General features: G+C 74.3%; 14 protein-coding genes. 6 read left to right on the forward strand and 8 right to left on the reverse strand.

Going from position 1 to position 12,721, the window contains the following annotated elements; all coding sequences use genetic code 11:
• Positions 1–28: 28 nt before the first annotated feature.
• Positions 29–484: a HEAT repeat domain-containing protein gene (locus tag CFP65_RS32695; RefSeq protein WP_104819566.1), complete on the reverse strand. Its 456-nt coding sequence runs from the start codon at positions 482–484 to the stop codon at positions 29–31.
• Positions 485–653: 169 nt separating this feature from the next.
• Between CFP65_RS32695 and CFP65_RS32700 the strand changes: the two genes are divergently transcribed.
• The gene (locus CFP65_RS32700) at positions 654–1,229 is read left to right on the forward strand and encodes a hypothetical protein (protein ID WP_158702472.1); all 576 of its coding nucleotides are present in this window, start codon (positions 654–656) and stop codon (positions 1,227–1,229) included.
• 60 nt (positions 1,230–1,289) lie between these two features.
• Positions 1,290–1,772: a DUF4231 domain-containing protein gene (locus CFP65_RS32705; RefSeq protein WP_104819568.1), complete on the forward strand. Its 483-nt coding sequence runs from the start codon at positions 1,290–1,292 to the stop codon at positions 1,770–1,772.
• A 3-nt stretch (positions 1,773–1,775) separates the two neighbouring features.
• Here CFP65_RS32705 and CFP65_RS32710 read toward each other — a convergent pair whose 3' ends face one another.
• From CFP65_RS32710 to CFP65_RS32725, 4 genes are all read right to left on the reverse strand, one after another.
• On the reverse strand, positions 1,776–2,753 hold the full coding sequence (locus CFP65_RS32710; protein ID WP_104819569.1) for an alpha/beta fold hydrolase: 978 nt from the start codon (positions 2,751–2,753) through the stop codon (positions 1,776–1,778).
• An 82-nt stretch (positions 2,754–2,835) separates the two neighbouring features.
• The gene (locus CFP65_RS32715; RefSeq protein WP_104819570.1) at positions 2,836–3,696 is read right to left on the reverse strand and encodes an oxidoreductase; all 861 of its coding nucleotides are present in this window, start codon (positions 3,694–3,696) and stop codon (positions 2,836–2,838) included.
• Positions 3,693–4,340: a TetR/AcrR family transcriptional regulator gene (locus CFP65_RS32720; RefSeq protein ID WP_158702473.1), complete on the reverse strand. Its 648-nt coding sequence runs from the start codon at positions 4,338–4,340 to the stop codon at positions 3,693–3,695. The genes CFP65_RS32715 and CFP65_RS32720 overlap by 4 nt, the downstream gene beginning before the upstream one ends.
• 68 nt (positions 4,341–4,408) lie before the next feature.
• Positions 4,409–5,245: a cobalt-precorrin-6A reductase gene (locus CFP65_RS32725; protein ID WP_104819572.1), complete on the reverse strand. Its 837-nt coding sequence runs from the start codon at positions 5,243–5,245 to the stop codon at positions 4,409–4,411.
• A gap of 95 nt (positions 5,246–5,340) precedes the next feature.
• Between CFP65_RS32725 and CFP65_RS32730 the strand changes: the two genes are divergently transcribed.
• Complete coding sequence (locus tag CFP65_RS32730) at positions 5,341–6,477, forward strand: cobalt-precorrin-5B (C(1))-methyltransferase (RefSeq protein ID WP_104819573.1); 1,137 nt, start codon at positions 5,341–5,343, stop codon at positions 6,475–6,477.
• Positions 6,478–6,500: 23 nt separating this feature from the next.
• On the opposite strand, the gene cobM is transcribed toward CFP65_RS32730, so the two are convergent.
• Both cobM and cbiE read right to left on the reverse strand, forming a co-directional pair.
• Entirely contained in the window at positions 6,501–7,253 is a 753-nt protein-coding gene (gene cobM, locus CFP65_RS32735; RefSeq protein ID WP_104819574.1) for a precorrin-4 C(11)-methyltransferase, read from the reverse strand.
• A 263-nt stretch (positions 7,254–7,516) separates the two neighbouring features.
• Positions 7,517–8,761: a precorrin-6y C5,15-methyltransferase (decarboxylating) subunit CbiE gene (cbiE, locus tag CFP65_RS32745; RefSeq protein WP_104819576.1), complete on the reverse strand. Its 1,245-nt coding sequence runs from the start codon at positions 8,759–8,761 to the stop codon at positions 7,517–7,519.
• Positions 8,762–9,008: 247 nt separating this feature from the next.
• Between cbiE and CFP65_RS32750 the strand changes: the two genes are divergently transcribed.
• Together CFP65_RS32750 and CFP65_RS41465 are read left to right on the forward strand one after the other, a co-directional pair.
• Positions 9,009–9,290 (forward strand): hypothetical protein, encoded by a 282-nt coding sequence (locus tag CFP65_RS32750; RefSeq protein ID WP_104819577.1) that lies wholly within the window; start codon positions 9,009–9,011, stop codon positions 9,288–9,290.
• 87 nt (positions 9,291–9,377) lie between these two features.
• Positions 9,378–10,265, forward strand: coding sequence for a transglycosylase SLT domain-containing protein (locus CFP65_RS41465; protein ID WP_104819578.1), 888 nt, complete (start codon positions 9,378–9,380; stop codon positions 10,263–10,265).
• 19 nt (positions 10,266–10,284) lie between these two features.
• Here CFP65_RS41465 and CFP65_RS32760 read toward each other — a convergent pair whose 3' ends face one another.
• A complete protein-coding gene (locus tag CFP65_RS32760; protein WP_104819579.1) occupies positions 10,285–11,490 on the reverse strand; it encodes a CdaR family transcriptional regulator in 1,206 nt (401 codons plus the stop codon).
• Positions 11,491–11,946: 456 nt separating this feature from the next.
• Here CFP65_RS32760 and CFP65_RS32765 point away from each other — a divergent pair, with 456 nt between their 5' ends.
• Entirely contained in the window at positions 11,947–12,567 is a 621-nt protein-coding gene (locus CFP65_RS32765; RefSeq protein WP_104819580.1) for a hypothetical protein, read from the forward strand.
• Positions 12,568–12,721: the final 154 nt, after the last annotated feature.

The following is a 12,721-nucleotide window of genomic DNA, read 5'->3' on the forward strand; positions in this document are numbered from 1 at the left end:
GCGGAGGCTGTGTGTCGGCGCCGTGGGCTCAGGCGCGGCGGCTGCGCAGCAGGTGGTCGAAGGTGTCGAGCCAGCCGGCGTCCCGGCTGTAGAGGTTCTTGCGGGCGGCACGGATCCCGTCCAGCACCGGGCGGCCCCGCTCGTCCCCGCGCAGCACCAGGGCTCCGGCGGCCTCGCGGCGGGCGTCGTGGTCCGGGTCGGCGAGATGGGCCACCAGGGTGGTGCGCAGGGCGGGGGTGTCGAGCGGGGAGAGCAGGAAGGCGGAGAGGGCGGTGGCGCGGATGCGCGGCTCCGGGTCCTCGGCGAGGCGGAGCACCGCGGCCAGGACCTCCGGGAGCCGCTCGGCCTCCGGCCGGGGGTGCCCGAGGCCCAGGGCCACCTGCTGCCGGAGGATCGGGTCCGGGTGGTCGAGGTGCGCCAGGTGGGTGGGGAGGCGTTCGGCGTCCGGGCAGAAGGAGAGGAAGGCGGCGTAGGCCGGGCGCAGGCAGCGGGTCCTGCTCGGTGGCCAGGATCGGCCGGAGCAGGTCGGCGGCCTCCCCGGCGTACGGCAGGACGCCGTGCTCGTCGGCCAGTTCCTCCTCCTCGGGCGAACCGAGCCCGAAGCTCAGGAAGTTGAGGGTGTCCAGGCCGAACCGGCGGTGGGCCGGGGAGCGTTGCTCCAGGATCAGCTCGCGGGCCCAGGCGAAGAGGCCCGGGTCGGTGTTGACCCGGCGGCCGAGCTGGCAGAGCGAGTCGAACCAGTCCTCGTGCTCGGGCCGGGCGTGCACCAGGGCGCGGGCCAGCAGTTCGTCCGGGGAGCGGTGGATGCCGAGGGCGGTCTCCAGCTGGCCGATGACGCCCCGGAGGGCGGGCGGCGGGGCGGGAGTCTGCGGCGGCTCGGCGGCCAGGGCGGCTTCGGCGACGCGCAGGGCCCGGCGGTGCGGGCTGTCGGCGGCGAGCGGGTCGCGGTGGCCGGAGAGCAGGGCGTGGAGCACCCAGTAGGCGCCGTGCCCGGCCGCCCAGTCCACCGGATCGATGCCACCGGGCCAGGGCGTGGTCACGTCGGCGCCGTAGACCACCAGGTGGTCGACCACCTCGGCTCGCCCGGCGTACGCGGCGGCGGCCAGCAGGGTGAGCCCGTCCGGTCCGGTGAGGTCGGCTTCGTAGAGGCCCTCCAGGACGGCCGGGTCGTCGCCGCGCTCGATCGCGGCCAGCAGGGTGGGCAGGTGCACCGGTCGATGATCGCATGATCCCCGTGGTGTGAGAGCCTGGCGCCGGGTGCGCTGGGCACCGCGGAGGAGGGGGCGGGGATGGGCAGCGGGGAGCCGTTGGGCGTGGGGTTGGGGCCGGTGGAGACGGCCGGGCACCTGCTGGCGAAGATCCGGGAGGGCAACGCGTACGCCCGGGCCAGGAAGCGGCGCTTCCGTGGCGCCTCCTCGGTGTTGAAGCTGGTGACCCTCGGGCTCTCCGCCGCCTCCACGGTGATCCTCGGCCTGCAGAACCTCGACTTCTGGGCCGGGCTGGCCTTCGCGCTGGTCGCGGTGGTGACCCTGCTCGGAGCGGTGGAGGGCTTCTTCAACTGGCGGGCACGCTGGGTGTTGATGGAGGAGACGCAGTACCGCTTCCAGCGGCTCGCCGACGAGCTCGAGTACCTGGTGGTCTCGACGCCCGCCGGCGAGCTCACGCACGATCAGCTGCGGCCGCTCTTCGAGCAGTACCAGGGCGTCTGGGCACAGCTGAGCGACCGTTGGCTGCAGGAGCGCCGCGGCCCGGCGGCCACGGCGGGGAGTTGAGGCTCAGCCGTCGAGCTGGGCCAGCCAGTCGAGCAGGAGCTGGTTGGTCTCCTTGGGGCGTTCCTGCTGGATCCAGTGGCCGCAGCCCTCGAGGATGTGGGTGCCGAGCAGGCCGGGCATGGTGCTGCCCAGGTCGGCGATGAGCTCGGCGAACCACCGGGTGGGGGCGTCGTGGGTGCCGCCGATGAAGAGCGAGGGCTGGGGCAGCGGGGCGCCGTGGTGGGGCAGCAGGTCCTCGCCGTCCCGGTCCATGCAGCGGTAGCGGTTGAGGCCGCCGGTCAGGCCGGTGCGCTCGAACTCGGCGGCCAGGAAGTCGAGATCGTCCTCGGTGAGCCAGTCGGGGCGCGGGCCGGTGGGGAAGCCGTCGCGCATCCTGGCTCCGCGCGGGATGGCGAACGGGTCCTTCCCGGTGCTCATGCCCTCGGCGGCCAGCGCGTGGTACGCCCCCGCGAGCCAGCCGCGCATGTCCGGCTCGATCTCGCGCTCGGCCCGGCCGGGCTCCTGGAAGTAGGAGAGGTAGAACTCGTGCTCGCCCGCGAGCGGGGCCAGCGCCTCGGTCAGCCTGGCCGGCCCGGGCGGCGCGTACGGGACGCTGAGCAGGGCGACCGCCCGGAACAGTTCCGGCTCGGTGAGGGCGGCGGCGGTGGCGATCGGCGAGCCCCAGTCGTGGCCGATGATCACGGCCTCCTCCGCGCCCAGGGCCCGGACCACCGCCGCGCAGTCGGCCGCCAACTCCCCGATCCGGTAGGCCTCGAGCTCGGTCGGGTGGGAGGAGCGGCCGTACCCCCGCACGTCGATCGCGACGGCCCGGTAGCCCGCCTCGGCGAGGGCGGGCAGCTGGTGGCGCCAGGAGTACCAGGACTCCGGGAAGCCGTGCACGAGCAGTACCAGCGGGCCGCTGCCCTGCTCGACCAGGTGGATCCGGGTGGCGCCCGAGAGCACCACCCGGTGGGTGGGTTCGGTGCGGGAGGACGGGGTCATGGCACGCTCCAGAGGCCGGGGTCGGACGCACCGGAACCTTCCCCGCCGGGCGGGATTCACCCCTGCCGACGGTGAGATCGACTCAACGGGGTGAGGGCACCGGGAAGTTGGCGCGCATCAGCGCGTCGAAGGCGGCGTCCGGCAGCAGCCGACGGGCGATCATGGTGGAGCGGGCCATGGTGCCGATCGCGTAGCGGGCGCGCGGGCGGGGCGTGGTGGCGGCCCGGACGATCACCTTGGTGGCCGCCTCGGCCGGCACGGCGCCGCGCGAGCGGCTGAACGCCTTGCCGTACATGGTGGCCAGGTCGGAGCGGAACCGGCCGTACGGGTCCTCCTGGGCCGGAGCGGCCTGCAGGGTGTCGATCGCGGTACCGGCGAACTCGGTGATGGTGGGCCCGGGTTGGACCACCACGACCTCGACGCCGAAGGGGGCCACCTCCAGCCGGAGCGCGTCGCTGATCGCCTCTACGGCGTGCTTGGTGCCGTGGTAGAAGGCGCCACCGGGCGGGGAGAAGCGGCCGCCCATCGAGGAGATGTTGACGATCCGGCCGCGCCCGGCCCTGCGCATGCCGGGCAGCACCAGCTGGGTCATCCGCACCAGGCCGAAGACGTTGGTCTCGAACTGCGAACGGATCTCCTCGGTGGTGGCCGACTCGACCGGGAGGTAGAGGCCGAACCCGGCGTTGTTGACCAGCAGCCCGACCGCGCCGTGGTCCTGCTCGACCCGGGCCACGGCCTCGGCCATCGAGGTCTCGTCGGTCACGTCGAGCGCCAGCACGGTGAGGCCCTCGGCGGCCAGGTCGGCCAGCGTCTCGGGGCGGCGGGCGGTGGCGTACACGTGGTGGCCCAGCCGGTGCAGGGCGAGGGCGGTGTGGCGGCCCATGCCGGAGGAGCAGCCGGTGATCAGCACGGCGAGCGGGGCGGTGGGCTTGGGCGTGGTCATGTGCGTGCCTCTCGGTGGAGGAGGGCCCAGACGGCCTGTTCGGCCCGGGCGAGTTCTGCGGGGGAGAGCGCGCCGAGGCCGGCCGGGCGCAGGTGCTTGAGCAGGCCGGCGAAGGCGCCGAGGACCAGGGAGATCAGCAACTGCGGCTCGCCCTCGCGGAGTTCGCCGGACTGCTGGCCCCGGGAGATGAAGTCGGCGGCGAAGGCGTCGATCTCGCCGGCCAGGGCCTGGCTGGCCGGGTCGAGGAAGGTGTCGTGCTGCTGGTGTTCCAGGAAGACGAAGGCGTCGTGGTGCGCGGTCGCGTACCGGACGGAGGCGCGCCAGAGCCGGCCGAACTCCTCGCGGGCGGAGCCGGCCGCGCCGCCCTCGGCGAGCGCGGCCAGGTACTCGTCGAGCAGGCCGCGCTTGGCGTACCGGAAGGCGGCGTTGCCCAGCGCCTCCTTGCTCGGGAAGTACCGGTAGATGGTGCCGACCCCGACCTGGGCGCGCTGGGCCACGGCGGGCATCTGGGTGCCCTCGTAGGTGCGCTCGGCGAAGAGGCTGATCGCGGTGTCGATCAGGTGCTGGGCGAGGTCGGCCCGGCGGCCGGGCGGGGGCTCGGCCTTCGATGCCCCGACTTTCGGGGTCACGGCTTTCGGAGTCACGGAACGAATGTTCATTCCGCAGTGGAGAGAAGTCAAGCTCCGCAGGTGGGAGGGGGTTTCGGGTGAGGTCAGAGGGTGGTGAGCCAGTGGACGGCGGCGGGGACGTCCGGGGCCTCGGGCACGCCCGGGGGCGGGGTGGGGCGGCGGACCACCACGACCGGGAGGCCGAGCTCGCGGGCGGCGGTCAGCTTGGGGGCGGTCGCGGCGCCGCCGCTGTCCTTGGTGACCAGCACCTCGATCCGGTGCTCGCGCAGCACGGCGCGCTCGCCGTCCAGGGTGAACGGGCCCCGGTCGAGCAGCACCTCGAGGCGGGCCGGGAGCGGCGCCTCGGGGGCGTCCACCGAGCGGGCCAGGAAGTGCAGGGCGTCGAGGTGGGCGAAGGCGGCCAGGCCCTGGCGGCCGGTGGTGAGGAAGATCCGCTCGCCGAGGCCCGGCAGCAGCTCGGCGGCCTCGGCCAGGGAACCGACCGAGTGCCAGCGGTCGCCCGGAACCGGCACCCAGCTGGGACGACGCAGGGCGAGCAGGGGAACATGGACTTCGGCGGCCGCCAGGGCCGCGTTCCGGCTCATGGTCTCCGCGAAGGGATGGGTGGCGTCGATGAGGGCATCCACGTGCTGCTCGCGCAGCCAGGCGGCGAGACCGGCCGCCCCGCCGAAGCCGCCGATCCGCACCTCCCCGGCCGGCAGCCGGGGCTCGGCGACCCGGCCGGCCAGCGAACTCGTCACCCGCAGCGCCGGGTCGGCGACCAGTTCGGCCGCGAGGCGGCGGCCCTCCGTGGTGCCGCCCAGCACGAGCACGTGGCGGCGCGGGCCCGGCCCGGGCGCGCTCGGCAGTGCGGGTGCGGGCGCGGGCGCGGGCGCATGTGCGGTGGCCGGCGGGCGGCTGTCGGCGGCGGGAACGGACATCAGGACTCCAGGGGAACTTCGTGGTTGAGGTGGCGGGCGGCTCCGGCGGTACCGGATCGACGGATGGCGGCGCACCGGCGGTCGATGAAGCGTCGGTGGCCGGTGGAGCACCGGCGGTCGGTGGAGCCTCGGCGGTCGGTGGGCGGGCCGGGCAGCTGCGGAGCAGCGGGCTGCGGCACGGGTGGACCACCGGGGCCTGTGCGACGGCGGCCACCGCGGCCGCGTACACGGCGCTGCTCGGCGGGGAGTTCCCCGATCCGGTGCGGATCACCCTGCCGAAGGGGCAGACGCCGGAGTTCGCGCTGGCCGTCGAGGAGTTGGCGGCGGGGCAGGCGATGGCCGGGGTGGTCAAGGACGCCGGGGACGACCCGGACGTGACGCACGGCGCGCTGATCCGCTCGACCGTCCGGGCCGGGGCGCCCGGCAGCGGGGTGGTCTTCCGGGCCGGGCCCGGGGTGGGCACGGTGACCAAGGCGGGGCTGCCGCTGGCCGTCGGGGAGCCAGCGATCAACCCGGTGCCCCGGCAGATGATCCGGGACGCGGTGGCGGAGATCGCCGCCGCGCACGGGGTGAGCGGGGACGTGGAGGTGACCGTCTCGGTGGACGGTGGCGAGGAGATCGCCCGCTCCACCTGGAACCCCCGGCTGGGCATCCTGGGCGGGCTGTCGATCCTCGGCACCACCGGCATCGTGGTGCCGTACTCCTGCTCGGCCTGGATCGACTCGATCCGGCGCGGGGTGGACGTGGCTCGGGCGGCCGGCCGCACCCACGTGGCCGGCTGCACCGGCTCGACCAGCGAGAAGGTCGCGGTGGCCGTGCACGGCCTGCCCGAGGACGCGCTGCTGGACATGGGCGACTTCGCCGGGGCCGTGCTCAAGTACCTCAAGCGGCACCCGGTGGAGCGGCTGACCATCGCCGGCGGCTTCGCCAAGCTCTCCAAACTGGCCGCCGGCCACCTCGACCTGCACTCGGCCCGATCCCAGGTGGACAAGGGCTACCTGGCCGGGCTGGCCCGCCTCGGCGGCGCCGACGAGGAGCTGGCCGAGGCGGTGGCGCAGGCCAACACCGGGCTCCAGGCGGTGCAGCTCTGCCGGGCGGCCGGTGTGCCGCTCGGCGACCTGGTCGCCGAGGCCGCCCGGCAGACGGCGCTCGGCGTGCTGCGGGGTTCGCCGGTCGCGGTGGACGTGATCTGCATCGACCGCGCGGGCACCATCGTCGGCCGGGCCGGCTGAGACCGCACCGGTGGTGCGGACGGTCACTCGCAAGAGTGGCGGTCGCGCTCGGGGGAGTAGAGGTGGCTGTCGCGGAACTCGTCGGCGGCCAGGGTGCGGCCGACGATGATGACGGCGGTGCGGATCAGGCCGGCCTCGTGCACCTGGGCGGCGATGTCGGCGAGGGTGCCGCGCAGGATCAGCTCCTCCGGGCGGCTGGCCATCGCGACCACGGCGGCCGGGCAGTCGGCGCCGTAGTGCGGCAGCAGCTCCTCGACCACGCTGTCCACGTAGCGGGTCGCCAGGTGGAGCACCAGCAGGGCGCCGCTGCGGCCGAGGGTCGCCAGGTCCTCGCCGGGTGGCATCGGGGTGGCCTGGCGGGCGACCCGGGTCAGGATCACCGTCTGGCCGACCGTCGGGACGGTGAGCTCGCGCTTGAGGGCGGCTGCCGCCGCCGCGAAGGCGGGCACGCCGGGGACGACCTCGTACGGGATGCCCGCCGCGTCGAGGCGCCGCATCTGCTCGGCGACGGCGCTGAACACGGACGGGTCGCCCGAGTGCAGGCGGGCCACGTCCTGGCCCTCCTCGTGCGCCCGGACGATCTCGGCGACGATCTGGTCCAGGTCGAGTTTGGAGGTGTCGACCAGCCGGGCCCCGGGCGGGCACTCGTCGAGGAGTTCGCGCGGCACCAGGCTGCCCGCGTAGAGGCAGACGCCGCTCGCCGCGAGGATGCGCTGGCCGCGCAGCGTGATCAGGTCGGCGGCGCCGGGCCCGGCTCCGATGAAGTGGACGGTCACGCGGGGGACTCCTGGGTGAGGTGGCGGTGGGCTTCGGTGTGATCAACCTACCGATGCCGGGTCAGGTGGTGGACGTGGGCTTGGTCACCGGACGGGTCGGCTCGGGCCTGCGCGCGGCCCGGGTGGTGGCGGCGCTGGCTCGGCCGTCGACCCGCTGGAGCGGCGACCGCTGGTGCGGTGGCCGGTCGGTCGGTCGGTTGGTTGGCCGGTTGGCCGGTCGGGCTCGGTGACCGCACCGACGCCGCCCTCGGCCCGGGCACCGGTCAGGCGGGCTTGACGACCGACCACTGGGTGACCGGCATGGCCTGCTTCCAGCCGGTGAAGCCGCCGACCGGGACGGCGTGGGCCACGGCCAGGCGCAGCAGTTCGCCGCCGTGGCGGCGGTACCAGTCGGTGAGCAGGGCCTCGGATTCGAGGGTCACGGTGTTGGCCACCAGCCGTCCGCCCGCCGGCAGGGCGGCCCAGCAGGCGTCGAGCAAGCCGGGGGCGGTGAGGCCACCGCCGACGAAGACGGCGTCCGGGGTGGGCAGACCGGCCAGGGACTGCGGGGCCGGGCCGGTGACCACGCGCAGCCGCGGGACGCCGAGGGCGGCGGCGTTGCGGGCGATCCGTTCGGCCCGGACGGGGTCGCGCTCCACGGTGACGGCCCGGCAGCCGCGGTGGGCGCGCAGCCACTCGATCGCGATGCTGCCCGAACCGCCGCCCACGTCCCAGAGCAGCTCGCCGGGCCGGGGCGCGAGGGTGGCCAGGGTGGCGGCGCGGACGTGCCGCTTGGTCAGCTGCCCGTCGGATTCGTACGCCTCGTCCGGCAGGCCCGGCACCAGCGGCAGCCGGGGGGCGTCGGGGGTGGCCGTGCACTCGACGGCCAGCAGGTTGAGCGGGTCGCCGACCGGGTGCGGCCAGGCCTCGGCGGTGCCGGTCAGGGTGCGTTCGGCCGGACCGCCGAGCTGTTCGAGCAGGCGCAGCGGGCTGGGGCCGTAGCCGCGCTCGCCGAGCAGGGCGGCCACGGCGGCCGGGGTGCTCGCGTCGGCGCTCAGCACCAGCAGGCGGCGGCCGGGGTGCAGGGCGAGGGTGAGCGAGTCGAGGGGGCGGCCGACCAGGCTGACCACCTCGGTGTCCTCCAGCGGCCAGCCGAGCCGGGCGCAGGCCAGGCTCACCGAGGAGGGGTGCGGCAGCACCCGCAGCGCCGCGGGCCCGACGGTCTCGGCCAGCGCGCGGCCGATGCCGTAGAACATCGGGTCGCCGCTGGCCAGCACCGCCAGCCCGCGCCCGCCGTACTCGGCCAGCAGCCCGGGCACGGCCGGGCGGAGCGGCGAGGGCCAGGCCACCCGCTCCGCCGTCACCTCGGCGGGCAGCAGGTCAAGCTGACGCGGCCCGCCGAGCACCACCCCGGCCTCGCGCAGCGCCGCGCGGGCGGTCTCGGCCAGGCCGGGCCAGCCGTCGGCGCCCACCCCGACGACCGTGATCGGCCGGTTCGGCGGCACCGGGGGCTGGGGGGCGGCGGCCAAGGGGTACTCCTCGCGCGTTTCGGGGTCCGGGTGGCGTCCTGCCTGGTCGGACGGGGCAGTCCGCAGCCTACCGGGGGTCCGCGGTGAGCCTGGTGGGGTGGGCCCGGAGTGGGCGGCGCAGGGGGAGGTCTTGGCTGGTCCGGTGGTGTGAAGCTCCGATTGCGTCCTGGTCGGGGGGCGCAGTAGCCTCACCGGGCCGACGGATCGTCAGCAGACGGTCGGCTGGACGGAGTGGGGGCGGTCGGGTGTGAGCGGGCTGGGGGACATCGCGAAGGGCCTCGTCGGGTTCGTCGGGGACGCGCCGTTGGCGCACATCCAGGCCGAGCTGGCGGCGCTGGCCGGACAGGTCGGCGACCTCGCGCAGGAGCTGGAGCGGACCAAGGATTCGGTGCACTGGGAGGGCGGCGCGGCCGATGCTTTCCACCGGCATGCGGACCAGCGGGTGCAGGATCTCCGTGCGCTGGTACGGGAGTTGGATGCCGCCGCCGGTGCGGCGGGCGGCGTGGTGGTGGCGGGTGGCCTGCTCTAGCGGCCTGCTCCGGCGCAGCGGGTACGGCGCCGGGCGCGGCGGGGCCGGCGGACGGCACGGGAACGACGGGGAACGACGGGGGACGAGATGGCTGAGCACTACCGGGTCTCGCCGGACCAGCTCGACCAGCTGGCGCGGCAGTGGGAGGCCGAGGCGGCCAAGCTGGAGCAGGTGGCTCAGCGGGTGCGGGCGCTGCTGGGGGAGTTCGGCAAGGCCGAGCTGACCACGCTGCTCAGCCGGGGGCTGGTCGCGGCCGAGCTGGTGGTCGCGGTGGAGAAGGTGGTCAAGGACGCCGAGGGCAAGGCCGGCGAGCTGGCCGGCTCGCTGCACCAGGACGCGGCCGGGATCGCCAAGTGCGCCGAGAACTACCGCGAGGCCGAGGCCGGGGTGACGGCCGGCCTGCCCGGTGGTGGCAGCGGCGGCAGCGTGCCGCCGCCCAAGCACCCCACCGGCGGCACTGGCACTGGTAGTGGCGGTGGCAGTGGTTCTGGCGGTGGCAGTGGTTCCGGCGGTGGTCACCACCCCGTGCCGCCGCCCCCGCAGCACCCGACCGGCGGTGGCAGCAGCGGCGGCGGCGGCTCGCACGCGCCGCTGCCCAAGGGCGAGTACGCCAACCGCGAGCAGGTGATGGCCTGGATTAACCAGGCCTTCGACATCCTCAAGGCCAACGGCGTGCCGGCCGACCGGCTCAACGCCGAGGGCGTGCTGCTGATGATCGAGCACGAGTCCGGCGGCAACCCGCGGGCGATCAACAACTGGGACAGCAACGCCAAGGCCGGCCACCCGTCCAAGGGCCTGATGCAGACCATCGACTCGACCTTCCAGGAGCACACCCTCCCGGGTCACGGGGACATCTACAACCCCGTGGACAACATCATCGCGGGCACCCGGTACGCGCTGAGCACCTACGGCTCGATCGACAACGTGCCGGGCGTGAAGGCCGTCAGCCAGGGCAAGCCCTACGTCGGTTACTGATGCTCCGTCAGATCCATTGTCAGCGCCTGCGGGTGGCCTCCAGCTGGAGCGCCCGCAGCGCCACCTCGATGGCGAACCGGCCTTCGGGGTCGCTGAGTTGGGCGCCGAAGGCGCGGTCGAGCAGGCGCATCCGGTAGCGGACGGTCTGCGGGTGCACGCCGAGCGCCTCGGCCATCTGCGCGGCCGTGCCGCGGGTGGTGAGCCAGGTGCGCAGGGTGTCGATCAGGCGGTGGCGCTGGGCCGGGGTGAGGTTGGCGAGCGGGCTGAGGTGGCGGGCGGCGAGCTGGCGGATCAGGCCCGGGTCGCCGAGCAGCCAGAGCGGGAGCAGGTGGTCCTCGCTGCGGGTGAGCGGGCGGTCGGCGATCACGCCGTTCTCGGCCAGCACCAGGGTGTGCCGGGCCCAGCGCAGCGAGTCGGCCGCCTCGTCCAGCGAGGTGGTCGGGCCGAGGGCGGCCCGGCAGCCGGCCAGCGCGTGCTCCAGGGCGGTGCGCCGCTCCTCGTCGAGCCGGCCGGGGATCAGCAGGTGCGGGTCGGGCTCGCCGAAGTCCACCAGCACGTCCCGGTCCAGGGCCGCGCGGGCGGGCAGCCCGGGGCTGCGTAACGCGACCATGGTCACCTCCTGCGGGAGCGGCCAACCGGCGTGCTCGGCAAGCTCGTTGAGTGCGCCCCGGGCGACGGTGGTGCCGCCGAGGATCCGGCGCAGCAGCCGGCGGCGGCGGTTGTCGGGCTCCTCGCCGAGCTCGGTCATCGCCTGCTGGTAGCCCTCGCGGGAGAGTTCGGCGATGTCGCCCATGTAGGCGAAGAGCGCGTCGGCGAAGGCGAGCATCACGGTGACCGAGAGGTTGTACCGCTTGCCGACGGTGCGCACCCGGCGCAGCGCCACCTGGCAGCCGATCCGGTAGGCGGCCTGGAGCATGTCCAGGCTGCGCCCCTCGTAGGCCTCGAACCGGCCGAAGCGGCGGCAGATCTCGTCGCGTAAGGAGGTGGTGGCGGCCGGGGCGGCGATCTGGTCGACGAAGGTGGCGATGTTCTGCTCGATGCCGACCCAGATGACCCGGGCGTTGGGCCCCTCCAGGAGCTCGCCGTACTCGGGGATGGCGGCCACGATCTCGGAGGCCATCTCCTTGAGCAGGCTCGGCAGTTCGGGCCGCATGACGGCGGCCAGCTCACGCGGGATCGGCCCCAGCGGCTCGGTGCGCTCCGGGGGTTGTCTCGCCACGGTCATGCTTTCGGCCCCCAGCTGGTCGCGTAGCGTACAAACTCTCTCGGCGGCATCGTGAAAGATAGACCACCGGGAGCGATCGGTGCACCCTCCGCGCACGGAAACTTCCGCCGGGTCAGGTCGGTGGCCCCCGAGGGCAGCCCTCCGGGTCCGAACGGCCGGGGGTGGGGCTGGCCGGTCCAGGTGGTCCGTGCGCGGTGGGGGTGCTCATTTCCTTATAAAGGCGAACTGCGTTCTGTTGCTTGGGAGATAAAAAAATACCCGCCGGTAAGTCGATGTCGGGAATCTCGGACCGGAGTGTTGCGCCCTCAGTTACCCGTGCGTAACGTCCAGAACCATGACGGCGGCCGAGTCGTATCGGTGCAACGTCCCAGGTAGCGGGCCGTCGTCGGATTCCCGCGGTGCGTCACACCGTAATTCCGGTGAATCCGGCCCGCGAACTCCGAGAAAGGATCAGACGTGCGCAAGCTGACCAAGACCTCCATGGTTGCCGCCGCCGCGCTCACTGCGGCCCTCGGCATGACCGCTTCGGCCACGGCCGCCGGCACCTGGACCGCCACCCCCGGTGGGGCGTGGACGGCGAAGGCGACCTCGCCGAAGCTGGTCGACACCGCCACCGGCACCCAGCTGAGCTGTGCATCCTCCAGTGCCGCGGGCACCCTCGGCAGCGGCTCCGGCCTGAACGGCACCGGCATATCCTCCATCACCTCGGTGAGTTGGACGAGCTGCACCGGCCCGCTGGGCATCACCTTCGCGGTGACGGCGCAGGGCCTGCCCTGGTCGCTGAACGCGGTGAGCTACAACGCCACCACCGGTGTCACCACCGGCAACATCACCGGCGTGAAGGCCCACATCAGCGGCGCCGGCTGCACCGCCGACTTCGCCGGCGCGACCAGCACCAGCACCGCCACCCTCAACGGGACGTACAACAACTCCACCCACACGCTGAGCCTCAGCGGCGGCAACCTGCACGCCTACAACGTGTCCGGCAGCTGCCTCGGTCTGCTCAACAGTGGCGACGCGGGCAACTACACCGCCAACTACGTGCTGGCCGGGGCGCAGACCATCACCCAGCCCTGATCCGGTACGGCTGATTCCGGTCGGTCCTCCACCCGGCCGGTGCTCAACGGGCCCACCGCCCCCGTCTCCTTCCGGGAGTGGTGGGCCCTGCCGTGTCCGGAGCGTCGCGCACCGAATGACAAAGCGGGGGTTGGCAGTTGTCATCCGTTGACAA

The organism is Kitasatospora sp. MMS16-BH015 (assembly GCF_002943525.1).
In the GTDB taxonomy this organism is placed as follows: domain Bacteria; phylum Actinomycetota; class Actinomycetes; order Streptomycetales; family Streptomycetaceae; genus Kitasatospora.